The organism is Streptomyces sp. NPDC001156 (assembly GCF_053598275.1).
The window spans coordinates 1-24,171 of record NZ_JBSFJX010000045.1; the positions used below are offsets into that span (position 1 = coordinate 1).

Below are 24,171 nucleotides of genomic sequence, written 5' to 3' on the forward strand. Positions count from 1 at the left end.
CGCCGACCAGACGTAACACCTGCTCGTCGTCCGGCGTGAGGGCCTTGAGGCGGGTGCGGATCGCCACGCCGGACGGGCCGACGGCCACGAAGGGGACAGCGATCGTGCGCAGCGACTCACCACGCATCGATCTGCCCCCTCCCCAACACGTGATCAGCAACAGGAAGAACGGTACAGGCCGGCACTGACAGTGCCCGCCATGCGCCGTGCGCGCTGCAACACCACGAACAAGTACATGCTCGTGCACACGCACGCACACTCCTGCACACCCGAAACCGAACAGCTCCCAACCCCGCTGCCGCAGAGCGGTTGGCGGTTGCTCTGCGGCAGCGGGGCGTGGAGCGGAGGTGGGTCAGTCGCCGGTGCCCGCCTGGAAGGCCGTCAGCTTTGCGGCGGACGATACGGGCACCGGGCCGCCTGTCCAGTCCACCTTCAGGGAGTCCTTCTCGTCCGGCGGGGTGATCAGGATCCCCGTGGGCGTGGCCGTGCTGGCCCCACTCACCTCGGGGTTGCCGAAGCTCAGCCCCGCCCAGGCGCTCTTGCCCGACGCCAGCGTGATCTTGGTGGGGCTTCCGGAGCCGCGCTTGGGGTCCGGTCCCAGCTGCTTACCCGAGGCGTCCACGAAGGCGGCGCCCGGGTAGCCGTCGATGGTGCAGGTGCGCGCGGAGAAGTTGGTCACGATGAGGGGGAAGTTCTCCTGCCCGGCGCCCGGGTTGTTCTCGCCGACGTGCCCGCGCAGTTCGGACGCGTTGCAACGAGTGCTCGCGGCGCCGCCTCCAGAGGCGGGTGTGCTGCCGGAGCCCTGCGGCGAACCGGTGTTGGCGGAGGAGCCGCCCGTGTTCGTCGTGGTGTCGGCGGCGCTCGAGTTGTCGCCGGAGGCCGGCTGGGCTGTCCCGGACGCCGTCTGCGGAGCGCCGGCGGTGCCTTGGCCGTCGTTGCAGGCTGTGAGCAGGCTCAGGGCAGCTACCGCACCGAGCGCTGACATCACGCGTCGTGCCGTCAGGAAGGTGGCTGTGCTGTCGGGGTCCGGGCTCGCCGTGCCGCGCCGGAAGGTCGCCATGTCTGTTTGCTCCTTGGAACTTGCCGCCCGAGACGAGCGTGTGTGAACGGCGCCGTGCGCCCGGTCATCTCTGTCCGATGCACGCCGGCGCGGAAAAGTTTGCGCGTATTTCAGCGTGCTGTGAGGGCATTCCCACGGTGCCGTACCAGCTGGTGACTCGCGCTCAACTCGGTCGCTGTCGGTCGAGTTGCTGCCGTCGTCCTGGCGCAGCTGTACGTACACCCGGGGCTGGTCCTGGCCATTGGCCGGACTGAGGGAGACCTCCGCGGCGGGTCCCTTTTCGCCCGCGCAGTCGTTACAGATGCGTACCCGCCCCGCCGGGCCGTGCCCCGGTGTTCGTGGCCGATGGCCTTCCCCTGAGTGGTGTGAGCAATCAAGGCAGTAGGCGCGTCGGCTTTGGGCCCACACGCAGCCGTCCAGGCGCGTCGTCGGCGCAGCCGGTCTCCAGGCCACGTTCACAGGGCCTCTGGGTCCACCGGCTGTACCCCGGACCCCGGGTCCATCGCGCTCCTGCTTTGCTGGATGATCTCCTGGACGTGACGCTCGATCTCCTCCGGATTCAGGCCGAGTGCCTTGCCTGTGTGCACCGCCCAGACTTCGGCGCGAAGATTGGTCTCGAAATCCAGATCGGCCCGCACCTTCTCTCGTGCGGCCTGCCGATTCTGGCTCACCATCACGAACGTGGACAGGAAGATGGCCTCCAGGCTCACGATCGTGGTGAGCAGTCCGAACGGGTAAGGGTCGAAGACCGCTGACGAGCCGAAGACCCCGAGGTTGAGAGCGATCCACACCGCAAACCAGACGGTATGGACGTAGACGAACCCCATCGTGCCCGCGAGAGCGGTGATCGCGTCGGCGAACCGGTCTCGCGACGTGCGCATCCTGGCGAACACCAGCTGCTCGTGACGCAAGCTGGGGTCGAGGCGATCAGTAGCGCCGGGAGTGGAGCTCGATCGGAAGGCGCGGTCTCTGGAGTGTGCGGTCATTGTGTCAGCCGTTGTCAGCCTTCCGGTACCGAAATGGCTGGTCGGCCTGCGGGGCGCGCAGGTGGGCCCGCTTCAGCGGTTCGTGGTGGCCGAAACACGGTCCCGAGTGGCGGTGGGGAGAAATTCCGGGGTGATCGGGAAGCCGTTCGACGAGGACGGTCATCCGCGAAGCACCCTTGGGGATGGAGGGCGGCTTGGTGTTCTGCAACATCCTGGGTCCGAACGTCGCCGGGCTCTCCGGCTCGGCAGTCCCGTCCACTGAGTCGCTCTGCGACACTGCGCTGCACCTCCGTAGGGCTGCCCGGAACGAACGATCTCGCATCGTCACCGCCTCCTGGGCCGGTGTACCGGCCTCTCGTTCGGCGGTGACCGCGTTCGTTGATTCCGGGGTCACACACAACTTGCGTCGTAGTGAAGACAGGGCAGGGCCCGTATCTGTGACGCGCCCTGCGCCGTCTGCCTCGCGCGGCGCGGAAGAACGCCAAGCTTCAGATCGACCAGATAGACCAGACCGTCCTGAGGTCCTGGGGAGGCGAGACAGAGCTGGACAACCTGGAGCCGCTCTGCCAGTGGTACAACAACGGCAAGAAGACGTTTCCTGTCGCCCTGCAGCTCTCAAGGGGCCCGGTCAGAGTCGGTGCTCGCCGGCACCGAGGGGCAGGCGTGGCTGCGCGTGCCTGACAGCAAGATCGCTCTGGCAGGATGCCGACATGGGGAACACACGTGCGTGGCCCGTGTTGCGGACTACGGACTTGGCTGAGGCGTTGAGCTGCGCGCAGCGGTTGCTGTCGGTCGCGTCCTGGTACGAGCCGAGCGGCTGCCACCTGGATGCCTGGGCGCGCAACGATGATGACCTGCGGCGTCTGGCTGATGCTTTCCCGGGAGTGGAAGTCACGTCGTACGGAACGGGCGGTGCCGCCTTGCCTGCGAGCCTGTGCCTGGGCGTCGGGACATTTACACAGGTATGCGAGGCTCTGGGAACCTGGGCGGACATCACGCGGTGTTACGTCCTCTGGCACAACCTGAAGTGGCCTCCGGTGCCTGAACTCGGGCTGTCAGAGGAGTACAAGTAGGCCGAGTTGCAGATCGCGTGCAACAGCCACGACATTCACTGTGGAGAGTGGGCAGCTGGGCACACCGTCTTCGTCCATACACGCCCCGGGGATGATGAGCGGGTCGCTTGGTTGGTGGCGCAGATCGACGCCCGAGTTGACGGGCTGCCCGAGTTCGGGTGGTAGCCCGACGAATGGACCGAGTCTCACCAATCGAGTCGTTCGTCTCTCGTTGCCGGAAGATCGTCCAGGGCAGACGTCAAGCATCGCCGACGTCGATCCGTCAACCAGTAACTGAGACTCGATGACTTGACTCTCCGCGTGGTGTGGGCCAAGCCCCATGGCCGGGCCGCACGGCACGGCGGGTGCCAGGGCCTGAAGGGCCCTGGCACCCGCCGTGGCTAAGCCGTGTCAGCGATCCCGGCGGCTCATGCGGTCCCGTGGTGCAGATAGGCGCGGTTCACGATCTGCTGGACGCTGTTGCCGGCGGCGTCCGTGGCGGTGACCCGCAGCGTCACGTAGGCGTCGCCGTGCACGCTCGACGGCCGCGTCACGTTGGCGGTGAACTGCCCGTCACCGTCGTGCCGCGCGGTGCGCGCGGTGGTCCAGGTCTGCCCGTCGTCATACGACGCCTCGACCTTCAGCGTCACCCCGCGGGGCGTTGCCAGGCCGTCCTGCATGCGGACGGTCAGGCCGAGGGTGTGCGTGCGGTCCGAGTCCACCGCGTTCTGCGCGTCGACCGGTACGGCGTAGTCGAGCTGGAGCAGCGGCAGCAGGGTCGACTCGGGCGCGGTGTCCGAGCGGAACGTCCACGAGGTGTGCGTGCCGGTGCCGAAGCGCCAGTCGTCCGAGGTGCGGGCGGTCGTCAGGTCCAGCCGGTACTCGGCGTCGCCCGCGGGCACCTCGAAGTTGCCCCACGCACCGTTGTCGGACGTGGCGATCTGCTCACCGTTTCGGTACAGCTCCGCCTTGGACGTGTCGTTCACGGAAGCCGTGCCGGCGCCGCCGATTCCGCCGATTCCGCCGAAGGGGTCGCTCTCCGGGAACGACCAGTGGCCGGCGCCGGAGTCGTTGAATTCCGGAACGTAGACCGACAGGGTGTCGCCGTGGCGCACCGACGGCAGGCCCTTACCGCGCGGGATCGACGGGCGGACCACTGCTCCGAACCACCGCTCCGTGGCGCGCTGGCCGGGCTGGTAGGTGTGCGAGGCGTCGTGCATGCCGGCCCCCAGCGGGAGGTCGGGGTCGAAGACGACGTTGTGGTGCACGACGTGCTGCCACAGCGTGTCTCCGGCGCTCACGTACTCGACGCGTCCCTGTCCCACCGGAACGTAGCGGCTGTACTGGTCCCACGCGGTGTCCTGGTACGGCCGCCACGCGAAACGCTGCTCGCTCTCCCAGTCCGTTGCACCGGTGCGGGTGTACGTGCTGTGGACCTCTGCGGTGTTCTGCTTCGAGACGGTGTAGACGATCTGCTGGGGAATGGAGCCCTTCGAGACCTGCATCACGTCGTACAGGTACGGGCTGCGTACGGTGCCGGAGAACTCGACCGTCGTGGCGCCCTTCGCCATGCGCTCCAGCAGAGCTGTCCCGTTCTTCCAGGAGGTCTGCATGGTGGGCAGGGCCATCCGGTCACCGTTCGGCTGCCACCTGGTCCAGTCGGAGAATCCCTTGGGCTGCACGATCAGCAGCGCCTTGGCCCCCGCGGCCGCCGCGGACTTCACGAGCGCCTGTCGGTCGTACCAGGCGGAGTTGTCGTCCTGTACGACGGCCAGCTTGCCGCGCGCCCCGCTGAAGTCGGGCGCCGCCGCCAGGCCGGCGGCCGCAGCAGTCAACCGCGCGCCCTGGTCCCCGAAGACCGGGGAGAGCGGCTGGTAGTACGGGGTGAACGCCAGTGAGCTGTCCGAGACCTTGGCCTGCAGTTGCGGAGCGACCATCTGCCAGCGCGAGTAGAACTCAAAGTCGCCGTCGGTGACCGGAGCAGTGGGGCTGACATAGAGCCGCTTGACGGTGTCGAAGAACAGGGCGCCCTGGAGCAGGCTGTGACCGTCGATCTGCCGGTAGAAGGTGGTGCTGAGGACGCCGTGCTGCTCGGCGGGGCGAGGCGTGCGGATCTTCACCTCGGTGGCCTCGGCGGCGTTGAGCGTCACCGTCGTGTCCTTGGTGACCTTCACCTCGGGGTTGACGATCTGGCCTTCCTCTTCGCCGTCATCGGCCCGGTCGTAGAAACCGGCGTTGACGTTGTACGTGCCCTCTTCCACGACGGCGACCCCCGCGGCCCGGTCCGTGTACTGCACGAACCCGTCGGGACCCCAGATGGTCGGCAGTGCGCCCGGCACGATCTGGCCGGCGCGGTTGCGGTAGACCACGGTCAGCCGGTGCAGCGGAGCGTGCACCACGAGGGAGACGGTGGTGTGGGCGAGCACCGTGCCATCGGCGGACTTCGCGGTGATGTATCCGTAGTACTTGCCGCGGACGGCGTGCGTCGCGTCGGTGCGCAGCGGTACCTCGGCGGTGGCGCCGGGGGCCACCTGCACGGTGCTGGAGTCGAGGCTGACCACCCCGTCCGGGAGCGCGCGCCCGACCTCGGTGGCCAGGTTGACGGCCAGGGAGAGCGTGAGCGGGTGATCGCTGGTGTTGGTGTAATGGAGGGTGGCCGCCTGCTGCTGTCCCCCCGTGCCGCCGATCGTCAGCGGGGCGAGGGTGATGGAGCCGGTGGCGGTGACCGGGCCCATGGCCGCGGCCACGTCGATGCGGCCGCCACCCTGCTCGGTCACCTTGGTGCCGGGCACCGTGTGGGCGGTGCTGATCAGGGCGTCCTTGAGCTGCTGGGCGCTCCAGTCGGGGTGCTGCTGGGCCAGCAGTGCGGCGGCGCCGGCAACGTGCGGGGTGGCCATGGACGTCCCGGACAGCGCCACGTAGTTGGCGTCGATCGGGTCGCCCAGGGTGGTGCCGGCCGCGCGGGCGGCGACGATACCCACGCCGGGGGCGGTCACGTCGGGCTTGACCGCCCCGTCGCCGAAGCGCGGGCCGCGGCTGGAGAAGGGGGCGAGGGAGTCGTCGCGGTCCACGGCGCCCACGGTCAGCGCGGCGTCGGCGGCGCCCGGCGTGCCGACGGTGGACTGGCCTGGGCCCGAGTTGCCCGCCGCGATCACGAAGAGAGTGCCGGTGGAGGCGGTCAGGTTGTCGACGGCCTGGCTGAGCGGGTCGGTGCCGTCGGTCTGCTCGTCCGCACCGAGGCTCATGTTGACGACCTTGGCGTGCTCACTGGCCGCCGCCCACTCCATGCCGTCGATGATGCCCGACTCGTCGCCGTAGCCGTTGTCGTCCAGCACCTTGCCGATCAGCAGGTCGGCCTTGGGCGCGACACCGCGTCGGGTCCCGCCGGACGCGGCGCCGGTGCCGCCGACGATGGAGGCGACGTGCGTGCCGTGGCCGAAGTGGTCGCCGGTGTTGCCACTGCCGGAGAAGTCCTTGGCCTCGGCGATGCGGCCGACCAGGTCGGGGTGGTTCGCGTCGACACCGGTGTCCAGCACGGCGACCTTGACGCCCTGGCCCTCGTAGCCGGCCTGCCAGGCGGTGGGGGCGTTGATTTGCTTAGTGCTGCGGTCCAGGGCGGCCTTCATCTTGCCGTCCAGCGAGATCCGCGGGGTGACCGCGGCACGGGCGGCGTCCGACGTTCCGCCGGGGTTCAGCGTCTTCCAGAACGTGCCCAGGTCGTCGTCGGCGACCCGCAGCGACCGCGCGTGGATGCTCTCCAGGTTGCGGGAGGGCGTCTTGGCCGCCTTGAACGCCACCAGTCGGTCGGCGGTGGTTGCGGCGGCCCTCGTCGCCTGCGCGGTGACCCTGGCCCCCTCCCGTGACGGCTCAGGCTGCGAAGAGACGATCAGCGGCAGCGCCGAGGTGTGGGCCTCGTCGTAGCCCTCGGCGATCAGCGCCGTCACATTGAACAGCCGCCGGTCCAGGGTGCCGGCCGACACCAGCGCCTCGGCGTCGAACGGCATCACGGTCAGCGACTTGTCGTCCTCCTCCAACGTCTGGAAGGGGATGTGTTCGCGCCCCGGACCGGGCTGCACCGACGCGGTGCGGCGACCGCCAGGCAGCGTCGTCACGGTCACCCGGTCACCGGTCACAAGCCGCACGGTCGCGGAGCGAGCCCCCGGCACGGCGGCGGGATGAGTGGGGGTCCCGGTGGCTGCCGTCTGCGTCGCGAATGCGGCCGGCACAGCTCCGGCAACCAGCATCAATCCCGTCGATATCGCCGCCGTCAGGCGGATTCTAGACATCAGTAAGGCACCTCTCGTACAGCTGGGGGGGCACAAGCTGTCCGAAAGCATCCGTTGATGAAGCTCAGCTGTCACTGGCCTCAGGTGTCGCAACTGCGACATGTTCCAACTGCGACACGCGCCACCTGCGCGCCGCCGCCACACTGTCAGCACGACAGGGATGGTCATGAATCAGGTGCGTTTCTTCCCAGGGGAAGCCACGTGATGAGGATGAGTACGACGGCGGATGACCCCACCCAGTGTGGTGACGGTCTGTCACTTGCCGAGACTGCTTGATGGAGCGGGGGCGCGGTCCGGCTCGGCCAGGAACGGCTTCACCAACTCAGGTGCGGCCTCAGACCCGCACATCGTCCGGGTGACGGTCATCGCGAGCGGCAGTCCCTCGCCGTCGGCCGAACGTGGCGGCTGTGCCGCCGTGGGGCCTGCGCATGGCGTATGAGGTGCTCATTCTCACAGGCCACCCCCTTCGCTGTCACAGAGGGAGAGGACGTCCGGTCCTGGTGGATGCAGGTCGATTCCGAGCCACCATGCCGGTGATCGTCGACATCCCGCTCCCAGGGGGAGTCGGTCACCCCACTGCCAGGAGGAGAACCGTCATGAGTCCCCCCTTCATCGCGATCGCCTGTCACTCCGGCTATGACCACGCCGAGAGCGGCGACTACCTCCACACGCTTCAGTACTTCGCCGCTCCGGCGGCCGGGCGCGATCGCGGTGGGCTCGTACAGCTCCACCGGCTCCGAGAGTGATCTCGACCGCTCCGGCTTCTACCTGAGTGCGGGCAGACCGGGCGGTCCCTCTCCATTGGCGACGCCGACGTCGGGCTCCGCCTCCGGCAGCGCACCGGTGACCCTCCGGCGCAACGGGTACGGCCGCCGGACAGCACGCTGTTGACGTGCGGCCGCGGGGGCCGTACGCCGACGAACCTCGCCGCACGCGGCGAATCGAGGCCGTCCGGCGCCAGGGCTGGGACATCGCCGCACCCATCGAGACCGTCCAGGGAGCAGTGGCTGAATCACTGCGCGATCCCGTTTTTAAGTTAATTAGCAATTAATATTGACAGGCTTCAGGGGCCTGGGCACAGTTTCGGCCGTGGCACCGGCGCCCGGTACGACCGGAGTGCGGTGCCCCGTACCCCCAACTATCGGGAGACTTCAGTGGCTTCGCATCGTGCAGAGATGGCGCGTGTGCGGCGGACCGCGGCGGTGCTTGGCGCCGCGGTGCTGGTTGGGTCGGCGGTTCCGGCGGCGCATGCCGCGGACGACCAAGGCGCGCCGCAGTACTACGACAGCGGCCTCGCACCCACGCCGTACATGGGATGGAACACCTACTACGGGCTCGGCGCCCCGACCGAGGACCAGGTAAAGAAGGTCGCCGACTACCTCGTCAGCAGCGGGTTGCGCGACAGCGGCTACAACATCGTCTGGCTGGACGGCGGTTGGCAGGCGGACCAGCCGCGCGACCCGGAGACGGGCCGGCTCGTGGCCAACCCCACGCGCTTCCCCTCCGGCATCCCCGCCCTGGTGACGTACCTTCACAACCGCGGTCTCAAGGCGGGCATCTACACCGACGCGGGTGAGTACGACGGCGGCAAGTGGTGCGGCCTCGGCAGCCGCGGCCACTACGAGCAGGACGCCCGCCAGTTCGCCGGCTGGAAGGTCGACGCCATCAAGGTCGACTTCCTCTGCGGCATCGGTGCGGGGATCGACCCGGGGCCGGCCTTCAAGGAGTTCAGCGCCGCCGTCGCCAAGTCCGGCCGGAGGATGTTGCTCAACCTGTGCAACCCGCTCACCGACGACTGGGGCATGCCGCACACCCCCGAGCAGGACGCGCACAACACCTTCGTCTACGGCCCGACGATCGCCGACTCCTGGCGCACCGGTACCGACCTCGCCTGGGGCAACCCGACCGCGGGGGAGTGGCCGAACATCCTGCGCAGCATGGACGCCAACGCCTGGCACCCCGAAGCGCAGGGCCCCGGGCACTGGAACGACCCGGACTACCTCATCCCGATGCGCAAGCTCGCCGAAGGCGGCTACGAGCTCAACGAGGAGGAGTCCACCACGCAGTTCGTGATGTGGGCCGAGATGGCCTCGCCGCTGGTCATCGGAAGTGATCCGCGCACCCTGCCGCAGTCGATGCTCGACACGCTGCGCAACCCCGAGATCCTCGCCGTCGACCAGGACCCGCTGGGCATCCAGGGTGCCCGCGTGGCCACCGACTCCGTCGGCGACGTCTACAGCAAGGTGCTTCAGGGTGCGGGCAAGCGGGCGGTCGTCCTGCTCAACCGCTCCGACCAGGCGCAGGACCGCACGGTGAACTTCGCCGACGCCGGTCTTGCGGGCAAGGTCGCCGTCCGCGACCTGCGGGCCCGTACCTCGCGCGGTAGCTTCACCGGTTCGTACACGGTGCGCGTCCCCGCGCACGGCACCGCGTTCCTCAAGCTGACCGGCACTGACGACGCCCCGGGTACGCAGCTGCCCGGTCGTTCCTCGGCGAGCCCGGCGCTGGTGCGCGACGGCGACGACCTGACCGTCTTCACTCGTGGCACGGACGGGTCCCTGCGCGCACAGACGGCGCGCGGCGGTGACTGGTCCAAGGCTCAGACCACCGACCTGGGCGGCCCGACGCACGGCCGCATCCTTGGCCAGCCCGCCGCGTACGCCTCGGCCGGCGGACGGATCGACGTCTTTGTGCGCGGCGCCGACGACACCGCCTACCGGCGCGTGTACGCGAACGGGCACTGGGGTCGCTGGGAGAACCTGGGCGGCACGCTGACGGACGCGCCGACCGTCGCCTTCGCGGGTCCGGACGACTGGACGCTCTTCGCTCGCGGCGCGGACGGCAAGCTGTGGTCGCGCGGCCCGGCCTCCGGCTGGACCTCGCAGGGCGCCCCGCAGGACAAGGCGTTCTATGGCCGTCCGTCGGGCGTCGTGGACGACGCGGGCCGGCTGCATGTGGCCGTTCGCACTCCGGACGACTCGGTCTGGACGCGGACCCGCGACGCCTCCGGCGCCTGGTCCGACTGGACGGCTCTGGGCGGCACGATCAGTGGCAGCCCGACGCTGGTGGCCTCCGGCGACACGGTGCACCTGTATGCCCGTGCCGGTGACTACACGCTGTGGATGCGCAGCTGGACCGCGTCCGGCGACTGGGCCGGCTGGAGCAAGGACAACGACTTCGTCAGCGGTGCCTTCGACGGCGCGCTCGGGGCCGTGGCAGGGCCGGACGGTGGCGTGCTGGCCGCCTTCCGCGGAGTGGACGGCCGCGTCCACCAGACCGAGCTCTGAGCTTCGCGCCGACCCCGCTCCACCTGGTTCGACCTGTGTCGATCCGCACCACCGCACCACCGCGTCACCCGGCATCACCCAGCAGCAACAGGTGTGCCTCAGGGTCTTCTCGGCCCTGAGGCACACCTCCGGAAAATAAATTACTAATTAATCTTGACGGCGCCCTGACCCCTGCGACAGGCTGTGCCTGCCGCGCCCGGAGCCGGGCCGTCAGGGGGCCTCAAGCTCCGTCCCGTGGGCACCTAGGGAGTACACAGATGACCGACTTCACCGCCACCCGCCGCAGATTCCTCATAGGAACGGGCGCAGTCGGCGCCGGCGCCCTGCTCAGCAGCTGCGTCACCAACAGCTCGTCCTCCTCCGGAGGAAAGTCCGGCGGCCCCGTGACCCTGCAGTCCAACCTCTCCTCCCCGCAGGCCAAGACCGCGATGCAGCAGATCGTCGCCGCCTTCGACAAGCGCGGCGACACCAAGGCGCAGCTCAACACCGTCGCGTCGGAGACCTTCCGCACACAGCTGCCGACCTACCTCACGTCGGCCAACCCGCCGGACGTCTACACCTGGTACCCCGGTTCCGTCGCCGAGTCGTACGCCAAGAAGGACCTGCTCCTCAACCTCGACGACATCTGGACGAAGCCCGAGCTCTCCGGCTACTCCGACGCGTTGAAGAAGCTGTGCACCTCGGCCTCCAGCGGCAAGAAGGTCTTCGTGCCCACCAGCTACTACTGGTGGGGCATGTTCTACCGGAAGTCCAACTTCGCCAAGTGGGGCGTCCAGGAGCCCAAGACCTGGGACGAGTTCCTCGGCCTGTGCGACAAGCTCAAGAGCAAGGGCGTCGCCCCGATCGGCCTCGGCGCCGGCGGCGACACCCCGTGGGTCGCCTCGGCATGGTTCGACTACCTCAACATCCGCGTCAACGGCGCCACGTTCCACCGCGAACTCCTCGCGGGGAAGCACGGTTTCGACGGCCCCGAGGTCCGCAAGGTCTTCGACAAGTGGGACGAGGCCCGCCCGTATTTCGACCCCAACGGCACGGCGATCCCCTTCCAGGACGCCACCACCGCCCTCCTCCAAGGCCGCACGGGCATGATGCTCATCGGCACCTTCTTCGCCGACGCCGCGCCCAAGGACGCACTGGGCGACCTGGACTTCTTCCAGTTCCCCATCATCGACCCGAAGGTGCCGGTCGCCGAAGAGGCGCCTACCGACGGCTACTTCGCCAGCGCGCGCAGCAAGCGCGCCGACGGCGTCAAGGAGTTGCTGCGCTACCTGGCCACCGCTGAGTCGCAGGAGCTGTACATCAAGAGCTCCTCGGGAACCGTGCTGCCCACCCACCCCGACGCCAAGGACGCCGGCACCCCGCTGGTCGCCAAGGGCCGCAAGCTCGTCGAGAGCGCCGCGGAGATCACCCAGTTCTTCAACCGCGACTCCAGCGACGCCCTCCAGCCGACCGCCGACACGGCGCTGGTGCACTACCTGGCGAAGCCCAAGGAGATCGGCTCCATCCTCACCACGTGGCAGCGCAGCGCACAGAAGATCTGGAGCCAGTGACAATGGCGCTGATCGGCTCCACACGACGGTCCAGGGCCACTCGGGTGCCCCCGGTGGTCCTGGCCTTCGTCCTCATCCCGCTGCTCGCCGAGGCGTTCTGGGTCTTCTGGCCGGCCCTCCAGGGCTTCTACCTCTCCCTGACGTCCTGGGACGGCCTGGGGTCCGCGAAGTTCGTCGGCCTCGGCAACTACAGCGAGATGGTGCACGACACGGTCTTCCGCACCGCCGCGATCAACACGGTGCTGTGGCTGCTGCTCTTCGGCGGGCTCTCCGCCGCCCTCGGGCTCGGTGCCGCGATGCTGCTCCAGAAGGAGCGGCGCGGCATCGGGTTCTACCGGGCGGCGCTCTTCCTGCCGGTGGTCTTCTCGCTGGTGGCGACCGCGCTGGTGTGGCAGGCCATGTACCAGCCGGACGGCATGATCAACAACCTGCTGGAGGCCATCGGTCTCGGCGGCTGGAAGCACGCCTGGCTCGCCGACCAGGACACCGCCTTCTACGCGGTGATCGTGCCCGCACTGTGGCGCCAGGTCGGCTATGTGATGGTGCTGTACCTGGCCGGCCTCAAGGGCATCGATCCCGTCCTCTACGAGGCGGCCAAGGTCGACGGCGCCACCCGCTGGCAGCAGTTCCGGTACGTCACGCTGCCGCAGCTGCGCAGCGTCAACGCGGTCGTCCTGTCGGTCATCATCATCGACTCGCTGCGCTCGTTCGATGTGGTGTGGGCGCTCACCCGCGGTGGCCCCTACCACTCCTCCGAACTGCTGAGCACCTACATGTACTCCACCGCGTTCCAGTCCCTGCGCCTGGGATACGGCTCCGCGCTCGCCGTCGTCATCTTCGTGCTGGCCTTCGGCGTCATCGTGAGCTACCTCGTGCGCGCCTTCCGGGAGGCCGACTGATGACCGCCACCCACGCCACCAGGCACACCGAGGACATCGAGGGGCAGGCCGGCCCCGCCGAACTCGCGCCGCCCCGTCGCTCCGTCCTGGACGGCCGCAAGCTGCGCACCGCCGGCTTCCACCTCACCGCGAGCCTGCTGTCCGCACTGTGGCTGTTGCCGATCGCCCTCGTACTGGTCACCAGTACCCGGACCTTCGACGATATCGCCGCGCATGGCGTCGGCAGCTGGCCGCACTCGTTCACCTTCGACAGCTTCCGCCAGGCGTGGGTGGACGGCGGCCAGCAGCGCGCCCTCATCAACAGCCTGCTGGTCACCATCCCCACCGTACTGCTCTCGCTCGGCCTCGCCTCCATGGCCGCCTTCGCGCTCAGCCGCTACGAGCTGCCCTTCCGGCGCGGCCTGCTGCTGCTCATGCTCGGCGGCAACCTGCTGCCCCCGCAGATCCTGCTGATCCCGGTCGCCAAGGTCAGCGAAGCGCTCGGCATCTACGACCATTTGTACGCCCTGATCGGCGTGCAGGTCGGCTTCGGTGTCGGCTTCTACGTCTTCGTCCTGCACGGCTTCATGCGGGCGATCCCCAACGAGATCCAGCAGGCCGCCGTCATCGACGGGGCGGGCCCGTGGCAGATCTACTGGCGGATCATCCTGCCGCTGGCCCGCCCGGCACTGGCCGCGCTGACCGCGCTGTCGTTCACCTGGATCTTCAACGACCTGCTGTGGGCCATCACGGTGCTGCGCACCGACAGCCAGATGCCCATCACCGCCTCGCTGATCGGACTGCAGGGCCAGTACGTGTCCATGTGGAACGTGATCGCGGCCGGCTCGGTGATCGCCGCCGCCCCGACGGTGGCCGTCTTCCTCCGCTTCCAGCGCCACTTCGTGGCCGGACTGAACCTCGGAGCCGTGAAGTGACCGCGCACGACCGGTGGCTGCTGCGTACCGACACCACCACCTACGCCGTCACCCTCGGCGGCGACGGACGCTGGGCCGAGCTCGCCGCCTGGGGGCCGCACGGCGCCGAGGACGGCCCGTCGCCCTTGGACTGGTCGCGCCGCACCCACTTCATCACCCCCGCAGACGCCGCCCCGGCCGAGTACATCCCGTACGGGCTGCGGCCGTTCACCGGCGCCGACCTGATCGCCTCCCGCCCCGGCGGCGACCGCGGCAGTTGGTGGCGGTTCACCGGCGCCACCCAGGACGGCGAGCGCGCGCTGCGCCTGGAGTTCGCCGACGACCTCCTCGGGCTGAGCACCGCGCTCTGCTACGAGACGGTGCCCGGCACCGACGTCGTCCTGCGCTGGACAGAGCTGACCTGCACGGGCGAGGACCAGGTGCGCCTGGAGCGCTTCGACTCCGCGGCCATCAACGTGCCCGTCCAGGGCGGCGCGCGGCTCACCTACCTGGCCGGCCAGTGGTCGCAGGAGTTCCAGCTCAAGGACGTGGAACTGGAGCGAGGGCGCTTCGAGATGGAGAGCACCCAGGGCTCGGCGGGCCACGCCTACCACCCCTGGCTCGCTGTCCAGGACGCCGCCGCCCCTGCCGAGGGAGCCACTCCCACCTACGGCATCGCGCTGGAGTGGTCCGGCAACTGGCGGATCACCGCCGACGCCGAACCCGGAGGCGCCGTACGGGTCCGCGCCGGGCGGGTACCCCACGAGGGCGCCGTCCGCCTCGCGCCCGGCACCACCCTCGTCACGCCCCGCCTGGCCTGCGCCTTCAGCCCGTACGGTCTCGACGGCCTGGCCCGCGTCTGGCACCGCTATGAGCGGCACCTGACCGGCGAGCGTATCGACCGGCCCCGCAAGGTCCTCTACAACTCCTGGGAGGCCACCGGCTTCGACGTCAACGCGGCAGGCCAGCTGGAGCTCGCCAAGGTCGCCGCCGAACTGGGCGCGGAACTCTTCGTCGTCGACGACGGCTGGTTCACCGGTCGTCCCGACGACACCGGCGGCCTCGGCGACTGGGACCCGGACCCGGCCGAATTCCCCGGCGGATTCGACCGGTTCATCGAGGACGTGCACGCCCTCGGCATGGACTTCGGCCTGTGGGTCGAGCCCGAAGGCATCAGCCCGCGCTCGAAGCTCTACGCCGAACACCCCGAGTGGGTCTACCGGATCGACGGCCGCCTCGCCACGCTCGTGCGCAACCAGCTTCTGCTCGACCTCGGCCGCGAGGACGTCCAGGAGTTCGTCATCGGCACACTCGACCGGCTGCTCGGCTCCCACGCCATCGGCTACCTCAAGTGGGACATGAACCGCCCGCCCACCGAGCGCGGCCGTCCCGGCCACCCGGCGGGCAGCGACCCGGAGCGGCAGGACCTCGATGCCGCACACGTCGCCGGCTACCTCCGCGTCCTGGACCATCTGCGCACCGCCCACCCCCATGTCACGGTCGAGGGCTGCGCGGGCGGCGGCGCCCGAGTCGAGCACGCCACGATCGCCCGCACCGACGTGGTGTGGCCCAGCGACAACACCGCGCCCATGGACCGGCTGCGCATCCAGTACGGCTACCTCCACGCGCACGCTCCGCACACCATGAGCTCCTGGGTCACCGACGCCCCCGGCGTCTTCGACCCCCGGCCGCGCTCGCTCGCCTTCCGCTTCGTCAACGCCATGGCGGGCGTGCTCGGCATTGGCGCCGACATCCGTCACTGGATGCCGGAACAGCGGGCCGAGGCCGCGCAGTGGATCGCCCGGTACAAGGAGATCCGGGACGTCGTCCACCACGGCGAGGTCCATCTGCTGAGCAGCCCCGCCGAGCCGACGTGCGGTGTCCAGTACGAGGAACCGGGCGGTGGCCGCGTGGTGGTGACGGCCTGGAACACCGGGCCGCTGGACGGCGCGCCCCTGGTTCCCGGACGGCCCGCCCGGCTGCGGCTGCGCGACCTCGCCCCGGACGCCGTCTACACCGACAACGCGACCGGCACCCGGTACAGCGGCGCGTATCTGCTCCACTCGGGGCTGCCGTTCGCCTGGACCGCCGAACACGACGCGCAGTTGACCGTTCTGGCCCGTCAGTGACGACAGCGGAAGAATCTGCACCCCACCGGCCTTTCGAACAGGAGAAGATCCACCCCATGAACCCAGCCGCCCGCTTCACCAACCGCGTCGCGGTCGTCACGGGCGCCGCGTCGGGCATCGGCGCGGCCACCGCGGCACGCCTCGCAGGAGAGGGCGCGGCCGTCGTCCTTGTTGACATCGCCGCCGAACGCGGCGAGGAGGCGGCCGAGCGGCTGCGCAAGGACGGAGCCCGGGCCCTCTTCGTCGCCGCCGACGTCGCGAGCGAGGACGACTGGCAGCGGGTGATCACCGCCGCCCATGGCTTCGGGCCCGTGGGCGTCCTGGTCAGCAACGCGTACACGGTGGCGGTCGCGCCGGCCCACGAGACCAGCCTCGCCTCCTGGGAGCGGCAGCTCTCGGTCAACCTCACCGGTGCCTTCCTCGGCGTCAAGGCCGCCCTGCCGGACCTGCGTGAGCACGGCGGGGCCGTGGTGCTCGTCTCCTCCGTCCACGCGTACCGGGGCATCCCGGGCCACCCGGCGTACGCGGCGAGCAAGGGCGCACTGCTGTCGCTGTGCGGACAGCTCGCCGTCGAGTACGGCCCGGACGTCCGCGTCAACGCGGTGCTGCCGGGGCCGATCCTGACCGCCGCCTGGGACCGGGTGGCGCAGGCCGACCGTGAGCTCAGCGTCGCGGAGACCGCGGCCCGCCGCTTCGGCACCCCCGAGGAAGTCGCCGCCGCCGTCGCCTTCCTCGCTGCCGACGAAGCCTCCTACATCACCGGATCGAGCCTGCTCGTGGACGGCGGCTGGAGCGTCGCCAAGGCCTCCGCCTGATGGAACCGACCGCTTCGGCCACCGACCGAACAGCAAGAAAGGCATAGACATGACGCCATACGCGCGCCGCGGAGTGCACGGCCAGACCGTGGAGACCCTCGCCCGCCGGGTGCTCAGCGGCGAGATCCCCGAGGGTGCGACGCTCGACATGGCGGCCCTGCAGAGCGAGCTGGACGTCAGCCTGACCGCTCTGCGCGAGTCCTTGAAGGTGCTCGCGGCCAAGGGCATGGTCGACGCCCGGCAGAAGCGCGGGACCTTCGTCCGGCCCCGCTCGGACTGGAATCTGCTCGACGCCGATGTGCTGCGCTGGCAGTTCGCCGAGAGCAGCGGCACCGGCGCCGATCCCACACTGCTGCGCAACCTCGGCGAGGTCCGCGGCATCATCGAGCCCGCCGCCGTGCGCCTGGCCGCGGACCGGCGCACCGACTCCGACCTCGAGGCGCTGGATGCGGCACTGACCGCCATGGGCCAGGAGGGCGGCGCGAGCGACGCCGTCGAGGCCGACCTCGCCTTCCACCGGGCGCTTCTCGCAGCCACCCACAACGAACTGCTGGAACGCATGGAGATGGTCATCGAGTCGGGCCTGGCCCAGCGAGACCAACTCGTGCACAGCGCCCCGCACAGCGAGGACCCGGTGCCCAGCCACCGTGCCGTCCTCGACGCCGTGCGCGACCAGGACCCGGACGCCGCGGAACACGCCATGCGCGCCCTGCTCGACCAGGCGACGCGCGATCTGGACAAGGTCAGCGGTCCCTCCGCGCCCGAGGGCGCGGACGGTTCCACCGAGGAGAAGGACGGTCAGGGACAGTGAAGATCGCGCGCGTCGAGACCTTTCTCATCCCGCCCCGCTGGCTGTTCTGCCGGATCGAGACCGACGACGGGGTCGTCGGCTGGGGCGAGCCGGTGGTCGAGGGCAGGGCCGAGGTGGTCCGGTCGGCCGTCGAGGTGTTCTCGGAGTACCTGATGGGCCAGGACCCGCTGCGTATCCAGGACCACTGGCAGGTGCTGACCAAGGGCGGCTTCTACCGGGGCGGCCCGGTCCTCTCCAGCGCCGTCGCCGGCATCGACCAGGCCCTGTGGGACATCGCGGGACGCGCCCTCGGAGTGCCTGTGCACACCCTGCTCGGCGGTCCGGTCCGCGACATGGTGCGGGTGTACGCCTGGGTCGGCGGTGACGAACCCGAACGACTCAAGGAGGAGGTCACCGCCCAGGTGGAAGCCGGCTTCACCGCCGTCAAGATGAACGCCGCCGGGCGCACCTCGCGGATCGGCAGCCCCGCCGAGACGGCTGCCGTCGTCGAGCGCGTCGCGGTCGCCCGAGAGGCCCTGGGCCCGCACCGCGATGTCGCCGTCGACTTCCACGGCCGCTTCAGCGCCGCCAACGCGCGGCGCGTGCTCCACGAGATAGCCCCGCTGCACCCGCTGTTCGTGGAGGAGCCGGTCCTGCCCGAGCAGGCGCACCTGCTCCCGGGACTGGTCGCCGCCTCGTCGGTGCCGCTCGCCACCGGTGAACGGCTCTACGGGCGAGCCGACTTCCTCCCCGCCCTGACCGCGGGCGTCGCCGTGGCGCAGCCCGACCTGTCGCACGCCGGCGGGATATCGGAGGTCACCCGGATCGCCTCCCTCGCCGAGACCTTCGGGGCCCACCTGGCACCGCACTGCCCGCTCGGCCCCATCGCGCTGGCCGCCAGCCTCCAAGTCGCCTTCGCCACGCCCAACTTCCTGATCCAGGAGCAGAGCCGGGGCATCCACTACAACAAGGACGCCGACCTGCTGTCCTACCTGATCGACACCGAGCCCTTCCGCTTCGTCGACGGTCAGGCGCACCGCACAGGACTGCCTGGACTCGGCATCACCGTCGACGAGGACGCGGTGCGCGCCGCCGACCGGTCCGGCCACGCCTGGCGCAATCCGGTCTGGCGGCACGCCGACGGCTCCTTCGCCGAATGGTGAGCGTCATGCGGCTGCCTGTCCGCGTCGTCACCGACGCGGACCACGGCGGGCGCTGGACGTCGCTGACCGCGGGGGACCGCGAGTGGCTGTGGCACCGCGACGAACCCCGCCGCCGTGGGGTCCGGCCCGGTGACGCCTTCGCCGACGCCGGGGGGCTGGAGGAGTGCGTGCCGACCGTGCGCGGGCTGCCCGACCACGGGGACGCCTGGTCGCGGCCCTGGCGGACGGCCGGGGAGGAGGACGTCGTGGAGTGCCCCGACTTCCGTCTGACCCGGCGCATCCGCGAGCGGGAGGATGCGGTCGTCGCCGACTACACGCTCGCCGCCGAACCCGGCTACCGCTTCGTGTGGGCCGCACACGCCCTGCTGGACCTCTCCGAGGCCGCCCGGATCGACATCGGCGGACCAGCGGCGACCCGGCTCTACCCGGACGAGGGCGACCGCTGGGCCGGCGGCGCCTGGCCCACCGTCGACGGCATACCGCTGGACCGGCTCGGCCCGCACGACGGCAGCGCCGTCGGAGCGGTCGTCCTCGCCTCCCAGGTGTCCGTACACGACGGCACCGACGCCCTGCACCTGTCCGTCGAAGCCGACGGCCAGCCGGTCGCGGTCGCCCTCTGGCGCAACCTCGGCGGCTTCCCCCAAGAGGCGCCGTACCGTTCGATCGGCGTCGAGCCGATGCTCGGCCGCGTCTTCGACCGCGCCGCGGCGGACGACGGGGACACCGCCGTCGTACCGCCGACCGGCGAGGTCGCCTGGCGGCTCACCGTCACCGCGACCCGCCGACCCTCAACCCCCGTCACCAGAAGGGATGCCGGATGAACCTGCTCGCCGCGCTGCGCGACCACCGGCTGCTCGCCATCGTCCGCGGCAGTGATCCGGACGCCGCGCTGACCGCCGTGCTCACCCTCGCAGAAGAGGGCGTCACCCTCATCGAGGTCTCTCTGTCCGGACGCGACGCGCTCGATGTGATCGCGCGGGCCCGCGCCGAGCTCGGCCCCGGCGCGACGCTCGGCGCCGGAACCGTGCTCAGTTCCGACGACGCCCGTGCCGCCCAGAAAGCCGGCGCCGCGTTCCTTGTCACGCCGGCGGTCAGCGACGGTATCGCCACCGGGCGGGAACTCGGACTCCCCGTACTCGCGGGCGTGATGACCCCCACCGAAATCCTTGAGGCACGGCGGCTCGGCGCCGAGGCCCTCAAGCTCTTCCCGGCGGGCAGCGCCGGGGGCCCCGGCTATCTGAAGGACCTGCGCGCCCCCTTCCCGGACCTGCCCTTTGTACCGGTCGGGGGAGTGGACGCGGCCGCGGCCGCGGACTACCTGCGCGAGGGAGCCACGGCCGTCGGCGTCGGATCGCCCCTGGTCGGCGACGCCGCCGCGGGTGGCGACCTCACCGCCCTGCGCGAGCGCGCCCGCGCCTTCCTGGACGTCATCCGCACGCAGGCCCGCCCGTGACCAATCCCGCGGTCCTCGGGACCGACCGCCTGGAACTGGGCGAGGGCATCCGCTGGACGGACGGCCGCGCCGTGCTGACCGACATCCTCACCGGGCGGCTGCTCGCCCTGCCCGAGGGGCCCAACGCGCCGCTCACCCCGATCACTCGACTGCCCTGCCCCTTGGGCGCCGTGGCACCGGTGGAGGGGCACCCCGGCCACTGGATCGCGGCGGCGGGCACCGGCATCTGCCGCATCGACCCCGCGGGTCGCGTCGACTGGATCGCCCGCCCCGAGGACGACGCACCCGTAGCGATGCGCATGAACGACGGCGTCGCCGACCCGCACGGCCGCTTCTGGGCCGGCAGCATGGCGTACGAGGCCACCGAGCACGCAGGCTCCCTCTACCGCCTGGACCGCGACGGCCGCGTCACCCGTGTCCCATGGGACATCACGATCCCCAACGGCCCTGCCTTCAACACCGACGGCACCGTCATGTACCTCGCCGACAGCGCCCGGGGCGTCATCCGCCGCTACCCGGTCGACCCGGAGAGCGGCGACCCGGGCACCCCCGAGCCCTTCGTCACCGTCGAATCCGGCAGCCCCGACGGCATGACCACCGACGTCGAGGGCGGCCTGTGGACCGCCATCTGGGGCGCCGGGCAGCTCCGCCGCTACCACCCCGACGGCAGCCTCGACCGGATCGTCGACCTGCCCGCCGGGCAGCCCGCGGGAGTCTGCCTCGGCGGCCCCGACGGCCGTACGCTCCTCGTCACCAGCGCGCACATCGGCCTTTCCGCCCCGGAACCCCTCGACGGTGCCGTCTTCGCGGTCCGGGTGGACGTCCCCGGCGTACCGGCCGCCCCGTACCGCCCGGCGGCCCTCTCCGGCCCGGCCCCGGCGGACCGCGCCGACACACCCTAGGAATCCCACCATGAGCACCCATCGGCCACTGCGCCACGGCCCCGTGGCCTGCGTCGGCGAGACCATGGTCGCCCTCGCCCCCGACCCCCTGGGGCCGCTGGACGGCGCCGACCTGCTGCACGTCGACATCGCGGGCGCCGAGTCGAACGTCGCCCTCTACCTTGCCGACCACGGCATCCCCGCCCGCTGGGTCTCCGCGGTCGGCGACGACCCCTTCGGCCGTCGCGTCCGCACCCGGATCGCCGCGGGCGGCGTCGACGTGAGCGGCGTCCGCATCGACCCGAAACGACCCACCGGACTGCTGCTCAAGGACCCGGGCGCGCACGGCACCCGTGTCCACTACCACCGCTCCGGATCCGCCGCCTCGGCCCTCACCCCCGACGTACTCGACGACCCGGCGCTGGCGGGCGCCGCGCTCGTCCACCTCAGCGGTATCACCCCCGCCCTGTCGCCCGGCTGCCGCTCTCTCGTCGAACGCGCGCTGCGCCCCGACCGTCCCTGGCCCGTCAGCTTCGACGTCAACCACCGCCCCGCCCTGTGGGTCGGCCGGTCCGCTGCCGACGTGCTGCGTCCGCTCGCGGACCTGGCCGACATCGTCCTTGTCGGACTCGACGAGGCTCAGGCTCTGTGGGGGGACGGCATCACCGACGCCGAAGGAGTGCGTGACCTGCTGTCCGGTCCGCACATCGTCGTCGTGAAGGACGGGGATCGCGCGGCCACCGCCTTCGTCGGGGAAGCCGTCCACAGCGTGACCGCCCTGAAGGTGCGTGTCGCCGAACCCGTCGGCGCGGGCGACGCCTTCGCCGCAGGATTTCTGAGCGGCCTGCTGAGGCAACTCCCCGTGGACCGAGCCCTGCGCCTCGGCCACCTGACCGCGGCATCGGCCCTGAGGGTCGCCGCCGACCACGGACCGCTGCCGGACCCCGCGCTTGTCGCGGCGCTCCTGGACGCCGACGAGGGCACCTGGCGGGCCGCCGTGATCGACTGATCCCTTCGGAGGGAACCGTCCGGGGTGCCTCTTCCCCCGGTGTGATGTGTCGTGACGGACCGGGCGGTTGCCGCACCCGCCAGGGCACGGTCCATCTCACGGTTCATCGCGAGGAGTTCACCACCCATCCCCACCCCGTCCCGCGTGGCTGCGGGAGTGGGGCCCGCGGTGCGTGCGCCCGCCCCGAAGCCAGGGAACCGTGTCTGATCGTCGGCCACTACATCCGACAGTCGCCCTCACGGACTTTTGGTTCGCCAAGGACTTCCGTGTACCGGGACCCCTCTCGTAGTACGACGAGCCAGTCCTCGGCCGGCGTATGCCTCACCCCCGCCCGGCACGCGTCCGGTTCGCCCGTGCCGGGCGTTGTATCGGCCGCATGCTCGTGGTGCTGGGCGGTCGCATGGCCGGCGACCTGTCGTCCGGGTGTGCTCTGGACCTGCGGAGGAGGCGGTGAGACTCTTCACCGCCATGGCGTGTCACACCACCTTGCGTCGCTCTGTCTATGTGGTGTCGAACAACGAACAGAGGACAGCATGCGTGAGATTCTGATCGTCGGTGGTGGCTACGCGGGCTTCTACACTGCATGGCGCCTTGAGAAGAAGCTGCGTGCGGGTGAGGCGCGGGTCACGGTCGTCGATCCGCGTCCCTACATGACCTACCAGCCCTTCCTGCCTGAGGTGACGGCCGGTTCGGTCGAGGCACGTCATGCCGCCGTGTCGCTGCGCCGGCACCTGCGCAGAACCCGGCTGATCGCTGGGAGTGTGACCGAGATCCGCAACGCGGACCGGACGGTCACGGTCCGGCCCGTGAACGGCCCCGACCATCAACTGAGTTACGACACCATCGTGGTGACCGCCGGCGCCGTGACCCGCACTTTCCCCATCGCCGGAATTGTGGAGCAGGCGATAGGCCTGAAGCACGTGGAGGAGGCGGTGGCCATCCGCGACCGGTTGATGACCGCGTTCGACCAGGCCGCTTCACTGCCGCCCGGTGCCGAACGACAGAGACTGCTCACCGTCACGTTCGTGGGTGGCGGGTTCTCCGGCGTCGAAGGCTTCGGTGAACTGCTGGCGCTGGCGACCGCGATGCTCAAGTCCTATCCGGAGCTGAGCATGGCCGACCTCTCCTTCCATCTGGTGGAGGCCCGGGGCCGCATCCTGCCCGAGGTGGGCGACAAGCCCGGGGCCTGGGTGGTGCGCCACTTGGAAGGCCGCGGCGGCCACGTCCACCTGAACACACAGATGGTCTCCGCCGTGGACGGGCATGTGGTGCTCTCCGACGGAACGGAGTTCGACTCGGCGCTCATCGTCTGGGCCGCCGGCAACGCCTCGAACCCCGTCGTTCACAACCACACGGATCTGCCGGTCGACGAGCGTGGCCTGATCGTGGTCCGGGCCGATCTTCGGGTGGGCACCGACAGCGATCCTGTGCCGAACGTGTGGGCGGCGGGAGACGATGCGGCCGTTCCCGACCTGGCTTCCCCTGTGCCGGGGGCGCACACGGTGCCGAACGCGCAGCACGCCGTACGGCAGGGCAAGCGCCTTGCCAAGAACATCGTGGCAGACCTGCGCGGGGGAAGGGTCCGTGACTACCGCCACAACAGCCTGGGAGTGGTGGCGACCTTGGGCCTGGGGCGAGGCATCTTCCAGTACAAGGGCCTTGTCATCAAGGGATTTCCCGCCTGGCTGATGCACCGGGGCTACCACGTCCTGGCCGTGCCTTCCTGGGAGCGCAAGGTGCGCGTTCTCGCCGTCTGGCTCACCGCCGCCGCGTTCGGCCGGGATCTCGTCTCCCTCGCCTCTGTACAGCACCCGCGCGACGCGTTCGTCGCGAGTGGCAATCCGCCCCGTTCCGGCCAGGACCGCGAGGGTGACCACACCACCGCTTGAGCACGCGAGGGGGCTGTCGCTTCGGCTGA

Annotated in this window: 17 protein-coding genes; 14 read left to right on the plus strand and 3 right to left on the minus strand. The window is 70.4% G+C overall.

The annotated features are described in order from the left end of the window. Window positions 1–352: 352 nt before the first annotated feature. The 3 genes from ACWDA7_RS21950 to ACWDA7_RS21960 all read right to left on the minus strand — a co-directional run bounded on the left by ACWDA7_RS21950 (window position 353) and on the right by ACWDA7_RS21960 (window position 7,384). Complete coding sequence (locus ACWDA7_RS21950) at window positions 353–1,060, minus strand: DUF4232 domain-containing protein (protein WP_450605917.1); 708 nt, start codon at window positions 1,058–1,060, stop codon at window positions 353–355. A gap of 455 nt (window positions 1,061–1,515) precedes the next feature. Next, window positions 1,516–1,941, minus strand: a complete 426-nt coding sequence (locus ACWDA7_RS21955; protein WP_450605918.1) for a DUF1003 domain-containing protein — start codon at window positions 1,939–1,941, stop codon at window positions 1,516–1,518. Window positions 1,942–3,526: 1,585 nt separating this feature from the next. Next, window positions 3,527–7,384 carry a S8 family serine peptidase gene (locus ACWDA7_RS21960; RefSeq protein ID WP_450605919.1) on the minus strand — a complete coding sequence of 1,286 codons (3,858 nt, stop codon included), beginning with the start codon at window positions 7,382–7,384 and terminating at the stop codon, window positions 3,527–3,529. A gap of 596 nt (window positions 7,385–7,980) precedes the next feature. Here ACWDA7_RS21960 and ACWDA7_RS21965 point away from each other — a divergent pair. The 14 genes from ACWDA7_RS21965 (at window position 7,981) to ACWDA7_RS22030 (ending at window position 24,142) form a co-directional block, all read left to right on the plus strand. Next, a complete protein-coding gene (locus ACWDA7_RS21965) occupies window positions 7,981–8,130 on the plus strand; it encodes a hypothetical protein (protein WP_450605920.1) in 150 nt (49 codons plus the stop codon). Window positions 8,131–8,559: 429 nt separating this feature from the next. Beyond that, the gene (locus ACWDA7_RS21970) at window positions 8,560–10,671 is read left to right on the plus strand and encodes a glycoside hydrolase family 27 protein (RefSeq protein WP_450605921.1); all 2,112 of its coding nucleotides are present in this window, start codon (window positions 8,560–8,562) and stop codon (window positions 10,669–10,671) included. Window positions 10,672–10,928: 257 nt separating this feature from the next. Then, on the plus strand, window positions 10,929–12,221 hold the full coding sequence (locus tag ACWDA7_RS21975; protein ID WP_450605922.1) for an ABC transporter substrate-binding protein: 1,293 nt from the start codon (window positions 10,929–10,931) through the stop codon (window positions 12,219–12,221). A 2-nt stretch (window positions 12,222–12,223) separates the two neighbouring features. After that, complete coding sequence (locus ACWDA7_RS21980; RefSeq protein ID WP_450605964.1) at window positions 12,224–13,120, plus strand: carbohydrate ABC transporter permease; 897 nt, start codon at window positions 12,224–12,226, stop codon at window positions 13,118–13,120. Next, window positions 13,120–14,034, plus strand: coding sequence for a carbohydrate ABC transporter permease (locus ACWDA7_RS21985; RefSeq protein WP_450605923.1), 915 nt, complete (start codon window positions 13,120–13,122; stop codon window positions 14,032–14,034). The genes ACWDA7_RS21980 and ACWDA7_RS21985 overlap by 1 nt, the downstream gene beginning before the upstream one ends. Beyond that, window positions 14,031–16,142, plus strand: a complete 2,112-nt coding sequence (locus ACWDA7_RS21990) for an alpha-galactosidase (RefSeq protein WP_450605924.1) — start codon at window positions 14,031–14,033, stop codon at window positions 16,140–16,142. Before ACWDA7_RS21985 ends, ACWDA7_RS21990 begins: the two co-directional genes overlap by 4 nt. A 56-nt stretch (window positions 16,143–16,198) precedes the next feature. After that, window positions 16,199–16,957: an SDR family NAD(P)-dependent oxidoreductase gene (locus ACWDA7_RS21995; RefSeq protein ID WP_450605925.1), complete on the plus strand. Its 759-nt coding sequence runs from the start codon at window positions 16,199–16,201 to the stop codon at window positions 16,955–16,957. A 49-nt stretch (window positions 16,958–17,006) separates the two neighbouring features. Beyond that, window positions 17,007–17,768 (plus strand): FadR/GntR family transcriptional regulator, encoded by a 762-nt coding sequence (locus tag ACWDA7_RS22000; RefSeq protein WP_450605926.1) that lies wholly within the window; start codon window positions 17,007–17,009, stop codon window positions 17,766–17,768. Next, window positions 17,765–18,910 carry a galactonate dehydratase gene (gene dgoD / locus ACWDA7_RS22005; RefSeq protein WP_450605927.1) on the plus strand — a complete coding sequence of 382 codons (1,146 nt, stop codon included), beginning with the start codon at window positions 17,765–17,767 and terminating at the stop codon, window positions 18,908–18,910. The genes ACWDA7_RS22000 and dgoD overlap by 4 nt, the downstream gene beginning before the upstream one ends. Window positions 18,911–18,915: 5 nt before the next feature. Next, window positions 18,916–19,731 carry a hypothetical protein gene (locus ACWDA7_RS22010; RefSeq protein ID WP_450605928.1) on the plus strand — a complete coding sequence of 272 codons (816 nt, stop codon included), beginning with the start codon at window positions 18,916–18,918 and terminating at the stop codon, window positions 19,729–19,731. Next, complete coding sequence (locus ACWDA7_RS22015) at window positions 19,728–20,363, plus strand: bifunctional 4-hydroxy-2-oxoglutarate aldolase/2-dehydro-3-deoxy-phosphogluconate aldolase (protein WP_450605929.1); 636 nt, start codon at window positions 19,728–19,730, stop codon at window positions 20,361–20,363. Before ACWDA7_RS22010 ends, ACWDA7_RS22015 begins: the two co-directional genes overlap by 4 nt. Further along, window positions 20,360–21,265 (plus strand): SMP-30/gluconolactonase/LRE family protein, encoded by a 906-nt coding sequence (locus ACWDA7_RS22020; RefSeq protein WP_450605930.1) that lies wholly within the window; start codon window positions 20,360–20,362, stop codon window positions 21,263–21,265. Before ACWDA7_RS22015 ends, ACWDA7_RS22020 begins: the two co-directional genes overlap by 4 nt. Window positions 21,266–21,275: 10 nt before the next feature. Continuing rightward, window positions 21,276–22,253, plus strand: coding sequence for a sugar kinase (locus ACWDA7_RS22025; RefSeq protein ID WP_450605931.1), 978 nt, complete (start codon window positions 21,276–21,278; stop codon window positions 22,251–22,253). 533 nt (window positions 22,254–22,786) lie between these two features. Then, the gene (locus tag ACWDA7_RS22030; protein WP_450605932.1) at window positions 22,787–24,142 is read left to right on the plus strand and encodes an NAD(P)/FAD-dependent oxidoreductase; all 1,356 of its coding nucleotides are present in this window, start codon (window positions 22,787–22,789) and stop codon (window positions 24,140–24,142) included. The last annotated feature ends 29 nt before the right edge of the window (window positions 24,143–24,171 follow it).

Bases quoted from the DNA above. Each gene is read 5' to 3' on its own strand.
- ACWDA7_RS21995 (WP_450605925.1), top strand. From the start codon at position 16,199: ATGAACCCAGCCGCCCGCTTCACCAACCGCGTCGCGGTCGTCACGGGC.
- ACWDA7_RS21950 (WP_450605917.1), bottom strand. From the start codon at position 1,060: ATGGCGACCTTCCGGCGCGGCACGGCGAGCCCGGACCCCGACAGCACA.
- ACWDA7_RS21955 (WP_450605918.1), bottom strand. From the start codon at position 1,941: ATGCGCACGTCGCGAGACCGGTTCGCCGACGCGATCACCGCTCTCGCG.
- ACWDA7_RS22015 (WP_450605929.1), top strand. From the start codon at position 19,728: ATGAACCTGCTCGCCGCGCTGCGCGACCACCGGCTGCTCGCCATCGTC.
- ACWDA7_RS21980 (WP_450605964.1), top strand. From the start codon at position 12,224: ATGGCGCTGATCGGCTCCACACGACGGTCCAGGGCCACTCGGGTGCCC.
- ACWDA7_RS22030 (WP_450605932.1), top strand. From the start codon at position 22,787: ATGCGTGAGATTCTGATCGTCGGTGGTGGCTACGCGGGCTTCTACACT.
- ACWDA7_RS22000 (WP_450605926.1), top strand. From the start codon at position 17,007: ATGACGCCATACGCGCGCCGCGGAGTGCACGGCCAGACCGTGGAGACC.
- ACWDA7_RS21970 (WP_450605921.1), top strand. From the start codon at position 8,560: ATGGCGCGTGTGCGGCGGACCGCGGCGGTGCTTGGCGCCGCGGTGCTG.
- ACWDA7_RS21975 (WP_450605922.1), top strand. From the start codon at position 10,929: ATGACCGACTTCACCGCCACCCGCCGCAGATTCCTCATAGGAACGGGC.
- ACWDA7_RS21985 (WP_450605923.1), top strand. From the start codon at position 13,120: ATGACCGCCACCCACGCCACCAGGCACACCGAGGACATCGAGGGGCAG.
- ACWDA7_RS22010 (WP_450605928.1), top strand. From the start codon at position 18,916: ATGCGGCTGCCTGTCCGCGTCGTCACCGACGCGGACCACGGCGGGCGC.
- ACWDA7_RS21960 (WP_450605919.1), bottom strand. From the start codon at position 7,384: ATGTCTAGAATCCGCCTGACGGCGGCGATATCGACGGGATTGATGCTG.
- ACWDA7_RS22025 (WP_450605931.1), top strand. From the start codon at position 21,276: ATGAGCACCCATCGGCCACTGCGCCACGGCCCCGTGGCCTGCGTCGGC.
- ACWDA7_RS21965 (WP_450605920.1), top strand. From the start codon at position 7,981: ATGAGTCCCCCCTTCATCGCGATCGCCTGTCACTCCGGCTATGACCAC.